This window comes from Pedomonas mirosovicensis (assembly GCF_022569295.1).
GTDB classification, from domain to species: domain Bacteria; phylum Pseudomonadota; class Alphaproteobacteria; order Sphingomonadales; family Sphingomonadaceae; genus Pedomonas; species Pedomonas mirosovicensis.
This window is the reverse complement of sequence record NZ_JAKFIA010000001.1, coordinates 1,908,624-1,926,503: the sequence shown is the minus strand read 5'-3', so window position 1 is coordinate 1,926,503 and position 17,880 is coordinate 1,908,624. Positions and strand designations below refer to the sequence as shown.

The 17,880-nt window shown below is 62.5% G+C and carries 19 protein-coding genes and 1 riboswitch; of the genes, 9 read left to right on the top strand and 10 right to left on the bottom strand.

What is annotated here, in order from left to right:
• Positions 1 to 43 precede the first annotated feature (43 nt).
• Positions 44 to 337 carry an FAD-dependent oxidoreductase gene (locus L0C21_RS16710; protein ID WP_310593363.1) on the top strand — a complete coding sequence of 98 codons (294 nt, stop codon included), beginning with the start codon at positions 44 to 46 and terminating at the stop codon, positions 335 to 337.
• Positions 338 to 381: 44 nt separating this feature from the next.
• Here L0C21_RS16710 and mscL read toward each other — a convergent pair whose 3' ends face one another.
• From mscL to ispH, 4 genes are all read right to left on the bottom strand, one after another.
• On the bottom strand, positions 382 to 822 hold the full coding sequence (gene mscL / locus L0C21_RS09170) for a large conductance mechanosensitive channel protein MscL (RefSeq protein WP_259278064.1): 441 nt from the start codon (positions 820 to 822) through the stop codon (positions 382 to 384).
• 92 nt (positions 823 to 914) lie between these two features.
• The gene (gene rnhA, locus L0C21_RS09165) at positions 915 to 1,367 is read right to left on the bottom strand and encodes a ribonuclease HI (protein ID WP_259278063.1); all 453 of its coding nucleotides are present in this window, start codon (positions 1,365 to 1,367) and stop codon (positions 915 to 917) included.
• The gene (gene thrB / locus L0C21_RS09160) at positions 1,364 to 2,329 is read right to left on the bottom strand and encodes a homoserine kinase (RefSeq protein WP_259278062.1); all 966 of its coding nucleotides are present in this window, start codon (positions 2,327 to 2,329) and stop codon (positions 1,364 to 1,366) included. The genes rnhA and thrB overlap by 4 nt, the downstream gene beginning before the upstream one ends.
• 38 nt (positions 2,330 to 2,367) lie before the next feature.
• Entirely contained in the window at positions 2,368 to 3,309 is a 942-nt protein-coding gene (gene ispH / locus L0C21_RS09155) for a 4-hydroxy-3-methylbut-2-enyl diphosphate reductase (RefSeq protein ID WP_259278061.1), read from the bottom strand.
• Between the two features lie 269 nt (positions 3,310 to 3,578).
• Here ispH and L0C21_RS09150 point away from each other — a divergent pair, with 269 nt between their 5' ends.
• The 6 genes from L0C21_RS09150 to gcvPB all read left to right on the top strand — a co-directional run bounded on the left by L0C21_RS09150 (position 3,579) and on the right by gcvPB (position 9,591).
• Positions 3,579 to 3,914 carry an energy transducer TonB gene (locus L0C21_RS09150; RefSeq protein ID WP_259278060.1) on the top strand — a complete coding sequence of 112 codons (336 nt, stop codon included), beginning with the start codon at positions 3,579 to 3,581 and terminating at the stop codon, positions 3,912 to 3,914.
• Between the two features lie 157 nt (positions 3,915 to 4,071).
• Positions 4,072 to 4,737, top strand: coding sequence for a hypothetical protein (locus tag L0C21_RS09145; RefSeq protein ID WP_259278059.1), 666 nt, complete (start codon positions 4,072 to 4,074; stop codon positions 4,735 to 4,737).
• An 83-nt stretch (positions 4,738 to 4,820) separates the two neighbouring features.
• Positions 4,821 to 4,934: riboswitch (glycine riboswitch) on the top strand.
• A gap of 157 nt (positions 4,935 to 5,091) precedes the next feature.
• On the top strand, positions 5,092 to 6,219 hold the full coding sequence (gene gcvT, locus L0C21_RS09140) for a glycine cleavage system aminomethyltransferase GcvT (protein ID WP_259278058.1): 1,128 nt from the start codon (positions 5,092 to 5,094) through the stop codon (positions 6,217 to 6,219).
• Positions 6,220 to 6,240: 21 nt separating this feature from the next.
• Positions 6,241 to 6,615, top strand: coding sequence for a glycine cleavage system protein GcvH (gene gcvH, locus L0C21_RS09135; protein WP_259278057.1), 375 nt, complete (start codon positions 6,241 to 6,243; stop codon positions 6,613 to 6,615).
• Between the two features lie 22 nt (positions 6,616 to 6,637).
• Positions 6,638 to 8,008: an aminomethyl-transferring glycine dehydrogenase subunit GcvPA gene (gcvPA, locus tag L0C21_RS09130; RefSeq protein ID WP_259278056.1), complete on the top strand. Its 1,371-nt coding sequence runs from the start codon at positions 6,638 to 6,640 to the stop codon at positions 8,006 to 8,008.
• Positions 8,002 to 9,591: an aminomethyl-transferring glycine dehydrogenase subunit GcvPB gene (gene gcvPB, locus L0C21_RS09125; RefSeq protein ID WP_259278055.1), complete on the top strand. Its 1,590-nt coding sequence runs from the start codon at positions 8,002 to 8,004 to the stop codon at positions 9,589 to 9,591. Before gcvPA ends, gcvPB begins: the two co-directional genes overlap by 7 nt.
• Positions 9,592 to 9,670: 79 nt before the next feature.
• On the opposite strand, the gene L0C21_RS09120 is transcribed toward gcvPB, so the two are convergent.
• Both L0C21_RS09120 and L0C21_RS09115 read right to left on the bottom strand, forming a co-directional pair.
• The gene (locus tag L0C21_RS09120; protein WP_259278054.1) at positions 9,671 to 11,512 is read right to left on the bottom strand and encodes an asparagine synthase-related protein; all 1,842 of its coding nucleotides are present in this window, start codon (positions 11,510 to 11,512) and stop codon (positions 9,671 to 9,673) included.
• A gap of 10 nt (positions 11,513 to 11,522) precedes the next feature.
• Positions 11,523 to 12,227, bottom strand: a complete 705-nt coding sequence (locus tag L0C21_RS09115) for a lasso peptide biosynthesis B2 protein (protein WP_259278053.1) — start codon at positions 12,225 to 12,227, stop codon at positions 11,523 to 11,525.
• 374 nt (positions 12,228 to 12,601) lie between these two features.
• Between L0C21_RS09115 and L0C21_RS17040 the strand changes: the two genes are divergently transcribed.
• A complete protein-coding gene (locus L0C21_RS17040; RefSeq protein WP_445557828.1) occupies positions 12,602 to 12,715 on the top strand; it encodes a hypothetical protein in 114 nt (37 codons plus the stop codon).
• Positions 12,716 to 13,037: 322 nt separating this feature from the next.
• Here L0C21_RS17040 and L0C21_RS09110 read toward each other — a convergent pair whose 3' ends face one another.
• The 4 genes from L0C21_RS09110 to L0C21_RS09095 all read right to left on the bottom strand — a co-directional run bounded on the left by L0C21_RS09110 (position 13,038) and on the right by L0C21_RS09095 (position 17,189).
• Positions 13,038 to 14,699 carry an FAD-dependent oxidoreductase gene (locus L0C21_RS09110; protein ID WP_259278052.1) on the bottom strand — a complete coding sequence of 554 codons (1,662 nt, stop codon included), beginning with the start codon at positions 14,697 to 14,699 and terminating at the stop codon, positions 13,038 to 13,040.
• 67 nt (positions 14,700 to 14,766) lie between these two features.
• Positions 14,767 to 15,588: an anti-sigma factor family protein gene (locus L0C21_RS09105; protein WP_259278051.1), complete on the bottom strand. Its 822-nt coding sequence runs from the start codon at positions 15,586 to 15,588 to the stop codon at positions 14,767 to 14,769.
• A complete protein-coding gene (locus L0C21_RS09100) occupies positions 15,575 to 16,144 on the bottom strand; it encodes a sigma-70 family RNA polymerase sigma factor (RefSeq protein WP_259278050.1) in 570 nt (189 codons plus the stop codon). Before L0C21_RS09100 ends, L0C21_RS09105 begins: the two co-directional genes overlap by 14 nt.
• A 205-nt stretch (positions 16,145 to 16,349) precedes the next feature.
• Entirely contained in the window at positions 16,350 to 17,189 is an 840-nt protein-coding gene (locus tag L0C21_RS09095) for an inositol monophosphatase family protein (RefSeq protein WP_259278049.1), read from the bottom strand.
• Positions 17,190 to 17,324: 135 nt separating this feature from the next.
• On the opposite strand from L0C21_RS09095, the gene msrA reads away from it, so the two are divergent.
• A complete protein-coding gene (gene msrA, locus L0C21_RS09090) occupies positions 17,325 to 17,858 on the top strand; it encodes a peptide-methionine (S)-S-oxide reductase MsrA (protein ID WP_259278048.1) in 534 nt (177 codons plus the stop codon).
• Positions 17,859 to 17,880: the final 22 nt, after the last annotated feature.

Genomic DNA, 17,880 nt, shown 5'->3' with positions numbered 1-17,880 from the left:
AGACGCCGTCAGCCCCTGCGATGCCCAGCCGGAGGAACTGGACGTGGCGATTGCGCTTGATCGGCTGGAGAAGGCGACCACCTTTACCATCAGCCGGCCGGAGCGCAGCTGGGCAGGCCTTAGAACCTTCGCGCCGGACCGCGTGCCGGTTTACGGGTTCGAGCCGGATGTTCCTGGCTTCTTCTGGTGCGCGGGGCAGGGCGGTTTCGGCATGCAGACGGCCCCGGCTGCCGGGGCGCTGTGCGCGAGCCTGATTTTGGGCGAGGCCTTGCCGCAGGCGCTGGCAGACGCGGGTGTGAACGCTGCCAGCTATGCGCCTGCGCGGTTTCGAAAGTAGGCCTTCCTTTGCAGGGGCCTCGGGCCCCTGCATTTAGCAGAATGTCAGGACTTCGCCTTCAGCGCGTCGCGGATTTCGCGCAGCAACTGAATATCCTCGGGCGGCGGCGGAGGCGCGGCCGGGGCTTCGTCCTTCTTGGCCGGGCGGCTCAGCGCGTTGGCGCCCTTAACGATCCAGAACACCACGAACGCCAGCAGGATGAAGTTGATGGCAACGGTGATGAACTGGCCATAGCCCAGAACCGGCACGCCGGCAGCCACGAGATCCTTATAGGCCATGGAACCGGCGTAATCTGCAGGGATCGAACCAAGGACCAGATAGAGATTGCTGAAATCGGGCGTGCCGAAAAGGGCCGAGACGATGGGCATGATGAGATCTTTCACCACCGAATCGATGATCTTGTTGAACGCCGCGCCGATGATGACGCCGACGGCAAGATCGAGCACGTTGCCGCGCAGGGCAAATTCCTTGAATTCCTTAAACATTATTTGCGCCCCAAATTGAATGAGGGACGAATGTTAGCCTTTGAGCCCGTGGGTCGGCTACCTTTTCTCGGTTGCTGGTAGGAAGATTTGGCTCAGGCGCTGCGGCGGATCTCGGCGATGCCGAGCCGCGCCAGTTCGTCGGCCCGCTCATTTTCCGGGTGGCCGGAGTGGCCCTTGATCCAGCGCCAATCGACCTTGTGGGGCTTTGCCGCCTCGCTGAGCGCCTGCCACAGCTCGGCGTTCTTCACCGGCTTCTTGTCCGCCGTCTTCCAGCCGTTGCGCTGCCAGTTGAACATCCATTTGGTGATGCCGTCGCGCACGTAAACGCTGTCGGTGGTCAGCACCACATGGCAGGGCCGCTTAAGCGCCCGCAGCGCCTCGATGGCCGCCATCAACTCCATGCGATTGTTGGTGGTGTGCGGCTCGCCGCCGTGGATTTCCTTAACATGGTCGCCCGCGCGCAGGATGGCGCCCCAGCCGCCCGGCCCCGGATTGCCGGAGCAGGCGCCGTCGGTAAAGATCTCAACGGTTTGCGGCGCGCTCATGACGCCACCGCGAACAGGCTGGCCGCCTGCTCCCGAAAGAAGCTGAGGCGACGGGCGTAGGCCAGCGGGTCCTTGCGGGTGACGAGCGCGTCGGCGGGCGTATTGAGCCAGTCGTAGGCGCGGGTGAGGAGGAAGCGCAGCGCCGCGCCCTGGCACAGCAGCGGCAGGGCGTCCCGCTCCTGCAGCTCCAGCGGGCGCACGCTCTCGTAGCCGGCGATAAAGGCGCGGGTCAGGTCCTGCCGGTAGCTCTTGCCGTCCGCGCTGAAGCACCAGGCGTTGAGGCAGACGGCGATATCGTAGGCCCAGAAATCGTTGGCAGCGAAGTAGAAGTCGATGAGACCGGTGACATCGCCATCGCGAACCAGCACGTTGTCCGGAAACAGGTCGGCGTGAATGGGGCCCGACGGCAGGCCCTTGGGCCAGGCCGCGCCGATTTCGCCCAGCGCCGTGTCGATGAGACCGCGCAGGCCGGGCGAGATGCCGTCCGCCTCGGCGCGCACGGAGGCCGCCAGCCGCCGCCAGCCATCGACCGACAGGTCGTTGGGGCGGGAGAGCTCAAAGCCTGCCGCCGCCAGATGGAGCTTCGCCAGCGCCGCGCCGACGTTGCGGCAGTGTTCGGCCGTGGGCTCGGTGACGGAGACGCCGGTCAGGAACTCGATGAGGCAGGCAGGCCGGCCGGCGAGCGTATGCAGCGTCTCGCCTTCCCGGTTGGGGATAGGGCGGGGCACCGGCAGGTGCTGGTCCGCCAGATGGCGGGTGAGGCCGAGGAAGTAGGGCAGGTCTTCCAGCCGCACGCGCTTTTCATAAAGGGTGAGGATGTAGCGCCCGCGCTCGGTCTCGATGAGATAGTTGCTGTTCTCGACGCCCTCGGCGATGCCCTTGGCGCTCAGAAGGTGGCCGATATCGAAGCCCGCCAGGAAGGTCTCCAGCGCTTCGGTTGAAACATGGGTGTAGACTGCCACGGGCCCCCTCGTTTTCTCTTGCGTTCGCGGTTGGCCGGTCAGGCCGTCAAGGCGCGCGGCAGCTTGAACTCGATATCCTCGGTCGTGGTGGTGACGTGCTCGATGGTCAGCATAAACCGTTCGTGCAGCGCGGAGACCACCTCTCCCACCAGCACCTCGGGCGCGGAAGCTCCCGCGGTGATGCCAACGCAGGAGACGCCCTCGAACCAGGCCCAGTCGATATCGGTGGCGCGCTGCACCAGGCGGGCCTTGGCCCCGCAGCGCTCCGCCACTTCGACGAGGCGCAGCGAGTTGGACGAGTTGGGCGCGCCGATCACGAGCACCAGCTGGGCCCGGTCCGCAATGGCCTTCACCGCATCCTGCCGGTTGGTGGTGGCGTAGCAGATGTCTTCCTTCTTCGGGCTTTCCAGCGAGGGGAAGCGCTGCTGAAGGATGGCGACGATCTCCGCCGTGTCATCGACCGACAGGGTGGTCTGGGTGATGTAGGCGAGGTTTTCCGGGTCCTTCACCTCGATGGTGCGGGCATCCTCCGCCGTCTCGATCAGCGAGATTTCGCCTTCGTCCAGCTGGCCCATGGTGCCGATGACCTCCGGATGGCCGGCATGGCCGATCATGAGGATGTGGCGGCCCTGGGCGGAGTGGCGCTCAGCCTCCCGGTGCACCTTGGAGACCAGCGGGCAGGTGGCATCCACATAGAGCATCTGGCGGCGCTCGGCCTCGGCCGGGACCGACTTGGGCACGCCGTGGGCGGAGAAAATGACCGGGCAGCCTTCCGGCACTTCGTCCAGTTCATCGACGAACACCGCGCCCTTGGCCTGAAGCGTCTCCACCACGAAGCGGTTGTGCACGATTTCGTGACGGACATAGACCGGCGCGCCGAAGCGCTCGATGGCCAGCTCGACGATCTTGATGGCGCGATCGACCCCCGCGCAGAACCCGCGCGGATTGGCGACCAGTACGGAGAGGGAGGGCAAAGTCATGGCAGGATCTATAGCGACATTGCCTGGCAAAACAAACGGGCGAATTTGGTTCGCAGGGCGAGGCGATCAGGCCTGGCGGCAGGAGAGGTTGTTGCAGCGGCGCTTGCCGAAACGGGTGGTTCATTACGTCAACCGATCATTTACCTTTTTGATCTAGGTCAATGTCGTGTGTGGAGGCGTAACGGGCATCAGAAGGAGCCGTGCGCGTCCTTTGAGTTGATCGAGGATCGAGGAAAGGCAGTAGGATGTTCGGGAAGTTTGCTCGCACCATGGCATATGCGGCTGTCGCAGCTGCGGCCGTTGCTGGCGCCGCCACCCCAGCCAACGCGCAGGACGCGGGTTGGCAGAAGAAAGTGGCAGCGCTCATTGCCGATAACTTCAGCTACCCCCGCTCGGCGCAGGTGCGCGGCGAAGAGGGTACGGCCAAGGTGAAGGTCTCGATGGACGCAAGCGGCCGAATCACCGGCGTGCAGCTGGTCGAGCCGACCTCCTCGGATATTCTGAACCGCGAAGCCGAGAAGATCATGAACAAGATCGGCAGCTTCCCGCCGCCGCCGGCCGGGATCACCAGCCTGGTGGTGCCGATCAGCTGGAAGCTGAGCTAAGCCGCACCCGGCCTGACGTGCCGGAGGGTTTCGCGAGCCGTTCGACGCAAGGCGTCGAGCGGCTCGCTTGCGTCTGGAGCGAAGCGTGCCTACTGTGCGGGCCGCATATTTGGCGGGAGAGTAATGCATGGCCACTGGAATGATGCCAGCCAAGGGAATGAAGGCTTTGACGAACCTGCGCCGCCTGGCGGGCATCCGCTTGGCTGGTGAGGGGCGGTCCTGGCGCGTGGCTGGCCTCGTGGCGGTGATGATGCCGGCGCTGCTGGCCGGTTGCGCCAACAACCCGCTGGAAGTGACCCGTACGCTCTGCCCGGCGACCGCCGTGCCCAAGTACGCCGGCACGCTCACCTTCTTCTCGCCGCCCAGCAGCCGCACCGCGGACTCGGTGGTGGCGAACGCCAGCATCTTTGGCCTTGAGAACCATTGCGTCGAGAGCTCGCCCAAGGTGACGAGCAACCTGCGCTTCACCATCGGCGCGCAGCGGCCCAATGCGGCCGCCGCCCAGACCATCACCGTTCCCTACTTCGTCGCGGTGGTGAAGGAGGGCAAGGAGATCGTCTCCAAGCAGGTCTACGAGGCGACGCTGACCTTCCAGCCCGGCGACGTGCGAGCCGAATCCGTGCAGACGGTGCAGGCAGCCATCGACCGCGAGGAGGCGCTGAAGCTGATCGGGCCGGACCCGAGCAAGAAGAAGCGCAAGCGCGGCGAGCCGCGCCAGCCGGAAGACCTGTTCTTCGATGCCAAGCCCAAGGACAGCGGCTTCGAGGTGCTGGTGGGCTTTCAGCTCACCGACGAGCAGGCGCACTACAATATCGCGCATTAAAACTGAAATCTCTCACCCCGCATCCGACAAGTTATTGACTTAAGGATGGCGACTCATAGGGTGAGCGGGCTGCGGAGCAATCCGACACCAGCGCGGGAGAGGCTGGGCGGCAGATGCATCTGATGAAGATGCAGCCGTCCGGCGCCGAAGGAGCAACCGCCCCGGAATCTCTCAGGCAAAAGAACCGCGAAGGGTGAACAGCACTCTGGAAAGCATTTGTCGGCGGTATGCCGGCGAATCACCGAAGGGGTAAGCGGCGGCCGGTCCAACGGCGTCCGCGAAAGCTCTCAGGTTCCGTGACAGAGGGGGCCGGATCGTCCTGATGAGGGACGGCTTTGTCACGGAGATATTGTCATGGCCGACGCGCCAGAAAATCTTTTGCATACGCCGCTTTACGGCCTTCATACCGATCTTGGCGCCCGCATGGTGCCGTTCGCCGGCTATGCGATGCCGGTGCAGTTCTCGGCCGGGATCATGGCCGAGCACAAGTGGACCCGCGAGAACGCCGGTCTGTTCGACGTTTCGCACATGGGGCAGGTGTTCCTGACCGGCGACAATGCCGATGCGGCGCTGGAGACGCTGGTGCCGGGCGATATCCTCGGCCTCAAGCCGGGCCGGATGCGCTATTCGCTGCTGCTGAACGAGAAGGGCGGCACGCTCGACGACCTGATGATCACCCGCCGCGAGAATGATCTCTATGTGGTGGTCAACGGCGCGTGCAAGGAAGGCGACATCGCCCACATGCGGGCGCACCTGGAGCCGAAGGGCGTTACCGTGACCTACCGGGACGACCTGGCGCTGCTGGCGCTGCAGGGCCCGAAGGCGGCCGATGCGCTGTCACGGTTGCTGCCGGGCGTGGTGAACCTTACCTTCATGACGGCAGGCGCGTTCGACTGGGACGGGACGCCGCTGTGGGTTTCCCGCTCGGGCTACACCGGCGAGGACGGTTTCGAGATTTCGCTGCCCGCCGAGAAGGCGAGGGCGTTCGCCCGGACGCTGCTCACCCAGCCGGATGTGGAGGCGATTGGCCTCGGCGCGCGGGATTCCCTGCGTCTGGAAGCCGGTCTGCCGCTCTACGGCCACGATTTGGATACCGACATCACGCCGGTGGAGGCAGGCCTCAGCTTCGCCATTTCCAAGCGGCGTAAGGCGGAAGGCGGCTTCCTCGGTGCCGAGGTGGTGCTGGATCAGATCCTGAACGGAACCGCCCGCAAACGCGTGGGGTTGAAGCTGGATGGACGCCAGCCCGCGCGCGAGGGCGCAATCGTTGAAAGCGCGGACGGCCAGGAAATCGGCTTCGTGACCAGCGGCGGTTTCGCCCCGACGGTGCAGGCGCCGATCGCCATGGCGTTCGTCGCCAAGGACTTCGCCGCAGACGGCACGCAGGTCACCATCGACGTGCGCGGCCGCAAGCTGACGGCAACCGTGGTGCCCATGCCGTTCGTGCCGCACCGCTACGTTCGTTCCAATCAACCGGCATAAAGCCAACAGGGGTAAGGTTTCATGACTGTTTATTACACCAAGGATCATGAGTGGGTGCGGGTCGAAGGTGACACCGGCACCATCGGCATTACCGACTACGCCCAGGGCCAGCTTGGCGACGTGGTGTTCGTCGAACTGCCGGAAGCCGGCCGCACCGTCGCCCAGGGCGACGAGCTGGCCGTGGTCGAGTCCGTGAAGGCGGCCTCGGAAGTCTATGCGCCGGTCTCGGGCGAGGTGGTGGAGGCGAACGATGCCCTCAATGCCGACCCGAGCCTGGTCAATTCGGGCGCTGAAGGCGACGGCTGGTTCGCCCGCGTGCGCCTCAGCAACACCGCTGAACTGGACGCCCTGATGGATGAGGCGGCGTACCAGGACTACGTGGCGAGCCTCGCCTAACACCTGTTCTCGAGGATCTGGGATGCGTTACCTGCCCCATATGGATGCCGACCGCCGGGCAATGCTGGCGGACATCGGCGTCGAGCATATCGACGAACTGTTCCGGGACGTGCCGGCATCTGCCCTGCTGAAGGGGCCGATCGGCACGTTGCCGAACCACGCGACCGAGCTTGAGGTGGAGCGCACGCTCGTGCGGCTGGCCGGGCGCAACACGCCCGCAAGCGCGGTGCCGTTCTTCATCGGCTGCGGCGCGTACAAGCACCATGTGCCGGCAAGCGTGGATCACCTGATCCAGCGCGGCGAGTTCCTGACGAGCTACACGCCGTACCAGCCGGAAATCGCGCAGGGCACGCTCCAGTACCTCTTCGAGTTCCAGACCCAGGTGGCGCGGCTGACCGGCATGGATGTGGCCAACGCTTCCATGTACGACGGCTCGACCGCGACCACCGAGGCCATCTTCATGGCCCGCCGCATCACCCGCCGGAAAAAAGCGCTGATTTCGGCCGGCGTCCACCCACACTACGTCGACGTCGCCAAGGCGCTGGCCAAGGTGACGGGCGACGAGCTGGTCGTCGGCACGCCGGAGCTGACCACGGGCAAGCCGGGCGGCGACTATGAGGCGCTGCTTGGCCAGATCGACAAGACGGTCTCCTGCGTCGTCGTCCAGAACCCGAACCTGTTCGGCCATGTGGCGGACCTGACGGAACTGGCCGAAGCCTGCCACGCCAACGGCGCGCTGCTGGTCGTCGTGGTGACCGAGGTGGTCTCGCTGGGCCTCATGAAGTCTCCGGGCGAGATGGGCGCGGACATCGTTGTGGGCGAGGGCCAGTCCATCGGCAACGGTCTCAACTTCGGCGGTCCGTACCTTGGCCTGTTCGCCTGCCGCGAGAAGTTCGTGCGCCAGATGCCGGGCCGCCTGTGCGGTGAGACCGTCGATGCGGACGGCCGCCGCGGCTACGTGCTGACGCTCTCTACCCGCGAGCAGCACATCCGCCGCGAGAAGGCGACCTCCAACATCTGCACCAACTCGGGCCTGTGCGCGCTGGCGTTCACCATCCACCTCAGCCTCTTGGGCGAGGCGGGGCTGCGCCAGCTGGCCGAGTTCAACCACGCCCGCGCGGTGCAGGCCGCCGAACGTCTGGCCAAGGTGCCGGGCGTCGAGGTGCTGAACGATGCCTTCTTCAACGAGTTCACCATCCGGCTCTCGAAGCCCTCGCGCGACGTGGTGCGGGAGCTTGGCCATCGCGACATCCTTGCGGGCGTTGCGCTGAGCCGCCTTTACCCGACCGAGACCGCGCTGCACGACGGCGTGGTGCTGGCCGTGACCGAAACCGTTACCGAATCCGACATCGAGGCGCTGGCGAAGGGCCTTGAGGAGGTGCTGTCATGCTGAACCGTCAGGGACGCCCCACTGGGCCCGGAGAGACGTTGGGGGGCGAAGGCTCCTCGGCCGAAGGTTTTGCCACCTTCACCGGCCATAAGGGGCTGGAACTCAACGAACCGCTGATCTTTGAGATCGGCCGCGGCGACCGCACCGGCGTCGACGTGCCGGAAGCGCCGAAGGTCGCCTCCCGCCTTGGCGGGCTGGAGCGGAAAGACCCCATCGGCCTGCCGGGCCTCTCCGAGCCGGAAGCGGTGCGCCACTACACGCGCCTCAGCCGCAAGAACTACGCCATCGACATGGGCCTGTTCCCGCTCGGCTCCTGCACCATGAAGCACAACCCGCGCCTCAACGAGAAGATGGCGCGGCTGCCGGGCTTTGCGGACATTCACCCCTTGCAGCCGCAGGACACGGTGCAGGGCGCGCTGGAGCTGATCGATACCGTCGCCCACTGGCTGATGGAGCTGACCGGCATGCCCGCCGTCGCCATGTCGCCCAAGGCGGGCGCGCACGGCGAACTGTGCGGCCTGCTCGCCATTCGTGCCGCACTGGAAGCGCGCGGCGACGCCCGTGAGGTGGTGCTGGTGCCGGAGTCGGCCCACGGCACCAACCCGGCGACGGCGGCCTTCTGCGGCTACCGCGTCGAGGAAATTCCGGCGACCGCCAATGGCCGCGTGGATTTCGAAGCGCTGAAGGCGCGGCTGGGTCCGGACGTGGCGGCGATCATGCTGACCAACCCGAACACCTGCGGCCTGTTCGAGCCGGACATCATCCGGATCGCCGAGGCCGTGCATGCGGTGGGCGCGTTCTTCTACTGCGACGGCGCGAACTTCAACGCCATCGTCGGCAAGGTGCGCCCCGGCGACCTCGGCATCGATGCCATGCACATCAACCTGCACAAGACCTTCTCCACCCCGCATGGCGGCGGTGGTCCGGGGTCGGGTCCGGTGGTGTTCTCGGAAGCGCTGGCGCCGTTCGCGCCGCTGCCTTACGTCAAGAAGACGGACGAGCGGTTCGAACTGGTTGAGCACTTGGCCGAGGGCGACAAGAGCTTCGGCCGCATGGTCGCCTTCCATGGCCAGATGGGCATGTTCGTGCGCGCGGCCAGCTACATGATGAGCCACGGCGCGGATGGCCTGCGCCAGGCAGCGGAAGACGCGGTGCTGAACGCCAACTACATCATGGCCAAGTTGAAGGACGTGATGACCCCGGCGTTCGAGGGCCCGTGCATGCACGAGGCGCTGTTCGACGACCGCTTCCTGAAGGACACCGGCGTCACCACGCTCGACTTCGCCAAGGCGATGATCGACGAGGGCTACCACCCGATGACCATGTACTTCCCGCTGGTGGTCCACGGCGCGATGCTGATCGAGCCGACGGAAACCGAAAGCCGCGCTTCGCTCGATGAGTTCATCGGCGCGCTGGGCGCGCTGGCGCAAGCAGCGAAGGCGGGCGACAAGGAACGCTTTACGGCGGCTCCGCACTTTGCTCCGGTGAAGCGCCTCGACGAGACCCGTGCTGCCCGCCAGCCGGTGCTGACCTACAAGACCCCGGCCGAACCGGGTTCGGTGACGACGCCGGTCGCCGCCGAGTAAGGCACCGCCAGAACTGGGTTGAAAAGCGCCGGTGGGAGAAATCCCGCCGGCGTTTTTGTTTTCGCGGCGGGTGTGCGTCCTAGATCGGTTTAATTTCCCTTTGGTTGTCAATCCTGCTTTTCCACCACCTTGCCCAGTGCTCTATATCTATCAAGTCCAGGACGTTGTATTTGGCTGTGCTTTCTGCGGAAATTTCAATCGCAAATGCTCGCTCGAGCGCTTTTGTATCCAGTAGACCCAATTGCATCAGGGCACCTGAGCTTAGGCTCTCTTTAAAAAAATCCAGGTGGTGCGTGTACAAGTCCTCATAATAATCATGCGCGGTTCCTTTGGATTGCCGCGAAATGATGGAATGAGGCACATCTCGCCGAAAGGCATATCGCGCCAGCCCCCGATCAATTCCGTTCAGGCAGAAGAGATAGGTCGGAATCCTGGCAATGGCTTCGATCACAGGTTGAGATAATAGCGGATGAATTTTTGGTATTTCCCAATCCTCGCGGTTGGGAACGTAGTGGTGCTGCGCGCACCAGCTGTTCGTTAGTTGTACGGCCTTCCCGATTGATATTTCCTCAAGCCCACTGAGCCAGTGGGCGCAGTGCTTGTTAAGGTCCAATGAATTAAATAACTCGCTGTTAACAATGGAGTTCGATCTCTCCTTCATCAGTGCATTGAGATTTAAACTCCTGCCGCGGCGTCGACTCCTGACGGTTGTTGCCAATGCGTCGTAGAACGACGTTCTTGTCACGAGGGCGTTTTCGGCAATGCATCGCAGCGCGCCCCAGTTCCAGCCATGGTTCCAGACATAATCTTCCGCTGAGGCGGCTGTGCCCTGGGCAAAAATCATATCGCCCCCATGGCCGCTCAGGAGGGCGCCGACATTGTATCGATCAATGAACTGCCGGTTGCGCGGACCAGACATGATGCTGCCCATGCAATTGATGGGCTCTGCATTGAAATCGAAATCCCTGAGTGTCGTTGGATCGATGTCTTCGCTGCACAATTCGGTGCAATGAATCTCTATGCCTGCGCGTTCTGCCATCTCACAGGCCCAGCGCCGCTCGTCTGACTCGGCGCTCGACGGAAAATAGACGTGGGACGCAATGGTGGTGGGCGGATGGGCCGCTTTCCTGAGAGCGGCAAGAACGATCGAGGAGTCGAGCCCGCCAGATAGCGAAATACCAATCCTGTCAAACACGCTGCCCCATGCCCCTACGCATTGGACAATCGTATCGTGGAGCAGGGTTGCTGCCTCCTCGTGTCCCCAGGTTCTGGATTTTTTAACAAACTGTCCAGGATGCCAGTACTGCTCAACGCGCGTGCCTTCTTCGCTTACGATGAGCGCGCTGCCTCGATTGACCTTTTTTATCTCGTTAAATCCGGTGTTGTTATAATCATAGAGGTTTGTCTTGATGTGCGAGAGGATGCGGTCGGTGTTGAAGCTGAGGGCGGTCAGGCCAAGATCATGAAAATCTGAGCCGTTGGAAAAGAGTAGGACATATGCGTCGGTCTCGAAGTAATATATTGGCATCGACCCGGATGGATCAGACACAACAACTCTTTTTTGATTTTCTGTGTTGTTGATGAAGGCGGCGTAGCGCCCCCAATAGGTATCGATAAGATGACGGCCCAAGGTGCCTGCTATTTGCGAGGATTCATGCTCGGATAGCTGATCTGGCACATGCCCAGCAGCGGACTGGCTTGAGCGATGAAACAGGCGGCCCATCACCAGGCCTTGAGAATTTGCAAGCTTGTAAATTCTGATTGCCCTGTCGGAGGTCTCTCCGGCAACCAATGCGAAAGACCCCTCGCTCTTGAAGCAGGGTTTATAGTTAGGGTGAACCGAAATTATATGGGAGAAGAGGCGTGTTGATCGCTCCCTGGCGTTTGGTGATTTTTCGATTGCAGCAAAATATGAAAGCACGAAAAGCCTCCTAAACTGCCAGTATGGGGCGAAGCATTCCTGTCTCGCCTAAGTAATTTGTGACGAGAACATCCCCAACTTGTATCCAGGAGTGAGCGCGGAACGGCTCCATTCTCACGCCAAAAATCCAGACAGGATCGTAGCCATAGCGCCGGAGAAAATACATGTGCACGACGCAGTCGAAGTAACAGTGGTCAATTTCTTTATAAAAAAAGATCCGTATCAAGCGTAGGGCGTCAACCACCTCTTCGAGGGTATATCTTTGCTTTTTGGTTGTTGTGCTGGAATGCCTATGTCGAGATAGGCTTCGGACCAACCGCTCAATCCCTAGGATTTTTATTCCAAATACGGCTCGACCGTATGCATAGATAAAATTGACAATATGAATAAAGGGGATGCTGCGATGGCCTTCAATATTGGCTTCGCTTAAGTCCCTGCGCGGCTTGGTTATTGATCGCGGCCTAGCGCATGTCGGTTTCGGGACGATGGGCTGGAGAATTCCCCTGGCCTTAAGATTTGCTATGGCGCTTTGGATGTCTGGATGGTTCTGCTCAAATTGCTGCGTATCAATTGTTTTTTGGGTGGCGAGCAGGCTCAAGGAAGTGCTGAGTTCCGGTGGTAAGGCGGAGTACCTGTCCTTTTTAAGATCTAGAAAGACAATATGACCGTTGGCAAGGCAACTGTGGATGTGCTCTGCGAGATAGTATGCTGTCATAATGTCTTTTCCGTTTAAATAAAATATGTAAGGCGGAAATAATGACTAGATATCGGGCAAGGGGTATGGAGCTATAGTTGCTGCTTGCATTGCGGCTCGAGGGGCGGTTATGTAATTTTATGCAGTCAATAATGTGAATTTATAGTTGGCACATATAATATTACCTAAATACAAGTGCGTGAATTTTATTATTAAAAAATATTGAATAAATTTCAATTATATTATTGCGGTATTTTTTGATATTATTCCTAATATTCTTATTTTTTGTATTGGTGTTTTGGAAAATAACATAAATATTTCGTTATCATTTGAATTATTTTTCGTAGAGTTTATGAGCCGATTGTCAGTGATCGGGCATTAACTGGAGAACAGTCATGATTGATCTAGGCCGTGTATCTATTGAAACAAAAGGCCCAAATGGACAGTATTATGACAATCCATGTGAGGTATCTTTGGGGCGTTCGACAATTCGCTATGTATGCCCGTGAGAAATTTACAAGATGAATTTATTGTAAAAATGATATCGTAGTTTTGAATTTCTGAATGGCAGTCTGAAGGCGTGGCTTGCTTGCCACAATCCTTCAGGCTGCTTTCTTTTGTCTGGTTTGTGCATCGTGTGTGGTGGATGCTTTTGATGATGTGTGTTGGGGCCGGCGCCCGACAGTATTACGGCAGATTCTCGCCTGTTTCAGGGGATACTATGCCTGCGTAGGTTCTCTGTGAGAAAAAAAACCGCGATGCTTAAAAAAAACGGCCGGAGCGGGGGCTCCGGCCGCCAGTTAGAGGCAGGTGATCACTGCTTCGAAGAACTCATCCCGCCGCTTGCCGTCGGGGATTGGCGTAGATGGCGTGCGGGGTGAAAAATTCTTCCCGCTTGCTTCGGGCGGCGAGATGTTCGCCCAGGCGGATGGCAAGGGCGGCGATGGTGAGGGTGGGGTTGGCCCAGCCCGAGGTGGGAAAGACCGAGCTGCCCGCCACATAGAGATTGTCGATACCGTGAACCTGGCAGTCGGCGTCGACCACGCCCGTGCGCGGGCTGGCGGACATGCGGGTGGAGCCCATATGGTGGTAGCCGCCGATGGCATGGGAGCTGACCAGCGGATCCGTCTGCCACAGCGGGCCATTTTCGCCCAGCCAGTCCTCCGGCTCCACGCGACCGATCCTGCCCTGGCGCAAGGTCGCATCGAAATGACGGGCGAGCACCTGGAGGGTACGCTTGTCGATGTCGCTGAATCGCCAGTCGAGCTCCACCTTCGGAATGCCAAAGGCGTCGCGCTCGCGGCCCAGGCGCACCCGGCTGTTTGGGTTGGGAGCCTGCTCTGCGCGCACCACGATCGCCAGTTCGCGGCGCCCGGCCTTCAACATCAGCCACGGACGCAGGGGATCGATCCGCTCGTGCAGCCACACCGCGCCCTGCTTGGTGACCATCCATAGCCGTCGGCCGGCTTCGGTCGGCGGCAGGCGGTGCTTGAGGGTGTTGTACAGCTTGACCGGCAGGAACATGGCGGCATCGGCGGGCTGGCGCGCGCCGAGGGTGAAGGCGGTGTTGAGGATGCCTTCCCGCTGCTGCAGGGCACGGCTTGGCCGCAGCAGGGCAGCAAGACGCGTGCCCTGATGGCGGTGTGAACGGGCCAGAACGCGCAGCAGCGGCCAGCTTCTCGCCGTCTCCACCCGCCCGCCGCGGGCGTGGGGGTGCTCCATGAAGTAACGGCCCACCTGATCGTAGGCGTTGCCAAGGCCGCTCTTCCAGATGTCGTTGGAGGCAAGCAGCAGCCGGGCGTTCTCGATGCCGCCTGCGGCCAGCACGTACTGGCGAGCCTGCACAATGGCCTTGTTTCCGCGCAGATCGCGAGCAACCACATGGTCGATACGGCTGCCATCCTCGGCGGCCTGAATGCGGGTGACGGTGGCATGGAGCCAGACCTGCGCGCGAGCGTGCCCGGTTACATCATCCGTGTTGCGATGGGTGAAACGGTTGAAGCGGGTATCGAACCGCCAGTAGCCGACTTGCAGGGCCGAGGCGGAGTCTCGCTCAAGCCGGCTGGCCTCGTTGCTCAACCAGTCGGGCAGGGCGGCCTCCGGCGGCATCTCGAAGGTCTCCCACGCGGCCCGGTAATGGTTCGCGAGGTCATCCTTGGAAATCGGCCAGCCGCTGTGGGCAACCCAGGGCTTGGCCTCGAAATCCTCCGGGTCCAGTTCAGCCAGGCGGCCGCCCCAGATGGCGGTGGTGCCGCCCAGCAGCCGCAGGCGCGATTCCTGTAGCTCGTAGTAGGGGAAACCGGTGTTCTCGCCGTCGTTGAGACGGTGAACGGGGTCTTCGTGGTCGCGCCCGCCGCTTTCCAGCAGGCAGACGTGCAACCCCTGGGCCAGCAGGGTGCGGGCGAGCGTCAGTCCGGCTACGCCGCTGCCGACGATGCAGACATCGGTATTAATGGTCAGCCCCTCGGGGGCTTCATGAAGATCGACAAGCATTTCGGGGGTATTCCAAGGGGAAAACGACAGGGGGAAAGCGAACGCAACAGCGTGGGGGCTGCCAGGCTCAGTGGGGAGACGAGGGAAAGACCGTTGGGTTGCCAGGCGGAAGCGCGAGGTTGGCCGACAACTGCACGGCGGCCTCCTGCAACAGGGGCGCGGAGGTGTGGCCGATAAGAGCGTAGGCCAGATCGCCCGACTGCCAGAAGGCGGCGGAGGCATCCCCGACACGCGCGGTCTGGAAGGTCTGCTTCAACTCGGCGGGGCGCGGGGCGACAAACAGGGTGACTGTGCCCAGGGGGCCGGCATCGGCAGTGACGCCGATGCTGTAGCCTTCATCCCACGGGTAGATCTGCACGTCCCGCACGCGCCACGATGGCGGCAGGGTGGGCATGGCCAGGTTGGTCTCCAGCCACAACTCCGCTGGGTTGTAGGTGACGGTTTCGACCTGCGAGGCCATGCGCTGACGCAAGGCAAGCGCCCGCTGGGCATCCATCGCATCGTCGACAAAGGCGAGGGTGGCGGCCTCGCTCTGGTTTGCATCGCCGAACGGCTGAATGGCGCTGAAGATGATCCAGCCGGCCGTGATGGCAGCAGCAAGGCCGGTAAGCCGCAAGACGTGGCGCCGCCATGCCTGCCGCCTCAGCCCCTGCTGAAGGCGGGTGGCATCCTCAAGCAGGCGCGCCGACGGCGCAGGCTGCCCCTGGGCCAGCAGGCGCAGGGCATCCGCCGTGCGGAGGGATGCCATGACCTCGGCTGCCGCTTCCGGGTGGCGGGAGAGGTAGTCTTCCACCTCGATGCGGCGCGCCTCATCGAGCTGGCCATCCATATAGGCCTGAAGGTCAAACTCGGTGACAGTGTCTGTTCGGGCGGAGTCATTCTTTGCCATGGGAACGCCTGACCAGTTTGAGCGAAACGGGTGGGAAGGACGGGGCCCTGTTCGGCGCATGAGCCTCTGGCGCGCTGGGTTGATCCAGCTGGCGCAAGGCGGTGCGGGCGCGGGACAGGCGGGACATGAGGGTGCCGACCGGAATGCCCAGGGCATCGGCGGCCTCCTGGTAGGATAGCCCCTCGACCGCCACCAGATGCAGGGCGGCGCGCTGGGCTTCCGGCAGACGGGTGAAGGCCTGATGGATCTGGCTCAGTTGGACGCGGGTGTCGGCATCGACCAGGGGCGTAACGGTCTCCGGCGCGGCGGCGAGGCTTTCGACCGCACGCTCCTCCATCTGGCGGCGGCGGTAGCCGTCGACGAAACGGTTGTGAAGGATGGAGAACAGCCACGGGCGCAGCGCTCGGCGATCGTCGAAGGTGATGCGCCGCTCATAGGCGCGCACCAGGGTTTCGTGGACCAGTTCCTCCGCCTCGGACGGGTCGTGCACAAGCGCGCGCGCATAGCGCAGCAGCGCTGGCAACAAGCCGACCACATCGAAAGAATTGTCCTTCATGCCCTGTGTACGTTGGGTGCGGCCGATTTATTCCCGGAACCTTGCAAAGATTTTCACGCGGGGAGGCATAGGCGCGCGAACCGGGCAAAAAAATGGCGACCCGCGTGTCTTGCGGGCCGCCAAGGTTCATGTACAGGCTGCCACTCCCGGTGCTAACGCCACAGAGCAGGAGAAGTTCGCCGGCAGGCGAGCGTGCCGCTCTTTCTCAGCCGACCGGCGCGGAGCCGGGGACGAGCGAGAGATCGGGATAGGAGGCACGGCAGGCTTCCTCCCATACGTCCGGATGGGCGGCGATGAGCCCGAGGCGCGAGGCGCAGTAGGGACGGTAGACGCTGCCGTCCGGATGCTCGACCCGCGCGCCGGCTTCCCGCGCGATGAGGGCAGGCGCCGCGTGATCCCACGGCAGCAGGCGCCAGTAGGAGGCGGCATCGATGCCGCCGGCGACCAGCCGCAGATACTCATGCCCCGCGCACATCAAGGGCTCGATGCGCTCGACGGTTTCCAGCTGGGCAGCCGCGGCGATTTCTGGCGGCCAGAACCGCACCGAGACGGATACCCGCGCCGGTCCAGGCTGGCGGACGGGCAGGCGGACACGCGTGCCGTTGATGAAAGCGCCGCCACCAGGGCGGCTTTCGGCCATGCGCTCGCCAAGCGGGTCGTAGACGAAGGCGGCTCGGGTCTGGTTGTCCTGCACCAGCGCCACCATCACCGCGAAGGTGGGCTTGCCGGCGGCGAAGTTCGAGGTGCCATCGATGGGATCGATCACCCACACCGGCTCGCTGCCGCCCAGGCGGTGGATGGCGGCGGGCTCGGCCGCAACCGCTTCCTCGCCCACCACCAGCGAGCCGGGCAGCAGCTTCAGGAGGCCGTCGGTCAGCAGGGCCTCGGCTTCCTCGTCAGCGATGGTTACAAGATCATCCGCGTCGGTTTTGGCTCGCACCTCATGGTCGGCAAGGGCCTGGTAACGCGGCAGGATTACCCTTTCCGCGGCTTCGCGCAGAAGGTCGGGAACCCGGGCGAGGGCGCGTTCAATCGTCTGGGTCATGCAGGCTTGTCTTTCAATCTGGCGCTATCAGCGGTTATAATCCCACGGCAGCGCGGACGGTTGATTGGAAAATCTGGCGGTTCTTCACGCGTTCCCGCTGCTTGTACACTTTTCTGACAAGCGTGAGAGCAACTTATGGCGCAAACCGAAACGGCCATTCTGGCAGCCGGGTGCTTCTGGTGCGTGGAAGCGGTGTTCGATGATTTGATCGGCGTGCAGTCGGTCGAATCCGGTTACATCGGCGGGCACGTGGACAACCCCACCTACCGCCAAGTGTGCGACGAGGACACCGGCCATGCCGAGGCGGTGCGTATTACCTTCGATCCGGAGCAGATCAGCTACGACGAGCTGCTGGACGTGTTCTTCCACGTTCACGACCCGACCACGCTGAACCGTCAGGGCGGGGATGTGGGCGAGCAATACCGTTCTGCCATCTTCTATTTGAACGACGCGCAGAAGGAGGCGGCCGAGAAGGCCATCGCCGCGGCGCAGATGGAATGGCCTGATCGCATCGTGACCCAGGTGGTGCCCGCCACCACCTTCTGGCAGGCGGAGGACTATCATCAGGAGTATTTCGCCCATAACCCGAACCAGCCGTACTGCGCGGCGGTGGTGGGGCCGAAGGTGCGGAAGTTCCGCCAGAAGTACGCTGGCCGCCTGAAGCATTAAGGCCAAAGCGCGAAAGAAAACG

Coding starts and splice junctions, on each gene's coding strand:
- L0C21_RS09095 (WP_259278049.1), bottom strand. CDS start 17,189: ATGACCCAGACGATTGAACGCGCCCTCGCCCGGGTTCCCGACCTTCTG.
- L0C21_RS09145 (WP_259278059.1), top strand. CDS start 4,072: ATGAAGGCTTTGACGAACCTGCGCCGCCTGGCGGGCATCCGCTTGGCT.
- L0C21_RS09100 (WP_259278050.1), bottom strand. CDS start 16,144: ATGAAGGACAATTCTTTCGATGTGGTCGGCTTGTTGCCAGCGCTGCTG.
- msrA (WP_259278048.1), top strand. CDS start 17,325: ATGGCGCAAACCGAAACGGCCATTCTGGCAGCCGGGTGCTTCTGGTGC.
- gcvH (WP_259278057.1), top strand. CDS start 6,241: ATGACTGTTTATTACACCAAGGATCATGAGTGGGTGCGGGTCGAAGGT.
- L0C21_RS09115 (WP_259278053.1), bottom strand. CDS start 12,227: ATGACAGCATACTATCTCGCAGAGCACATCCACAGTTGCCTTGCCAAC.
- gcvPA (WP_259278056.1), top strand. CDS start 6,638: ATGCGTTACCTGCCCCATATGGATGCCGACCGCCGGGCAATGCTGGCG.
- ispH (WP_259278061.1), bottom strand. CDS start 3,309: ATGACTTTGCCCTCCCTCTCCGTACTGGTCGCCAATCCGCGCGGGTTC.
- gcvT (WP_259278058.1), top strand. CDS start 5,092: ATGGCCGACGCGCCAGAAAATCTTTTGCATACGCCGCTTTACGGCCTT.
- mscL (WP_259278064.1), bottom strand. CDS start 822: ATGTTTAAGGAATTCAAGGAATTTGCCCTGCGCGGCAACGTGCTCGAT.
- L0C21_RS09110 (WP_259278052.1), bottom strand. CDS start 14,699: ATGCTTGTCGATCTTCATGAAGCCCCCGAGGGGCTGACCATTAATACC.
- rnhA (WP_259278063.1), bottom strand. CDS start 1,367: ATGAGCGCGCCGCAAACCGTTGAGATCTTTACCGACGGCGCCTGCTCC.
- gcvPB (WP_259278055.1), top strand. CDS start 8,002: ATGCTGAACCGTCAGGGACGCCCCACTGGGCCCGGAGAGACGTTGGGG.
- L0C21_RS17040 (WP_445557828.1), top strand. CDS start 12,602: ATGATTGATCTAGGCCGTGTATCTATTGAAACAAAAGGCCCAAATGGA.
- L0C21_RS09150 (WP_259278060.1), top strand. CDS start 3,579: ATGGCATATGCGGCTGTCGCAGCTGCGGCCGTTGCTGGCGCCGCCACC.
- L0C21_RS09105 (WP_259278051.1), bottom strand. CDS start 15,588: ATGGCAAAGAATGACTCCGCCCGAACAGACACTGTCACCGAGTTTGAC.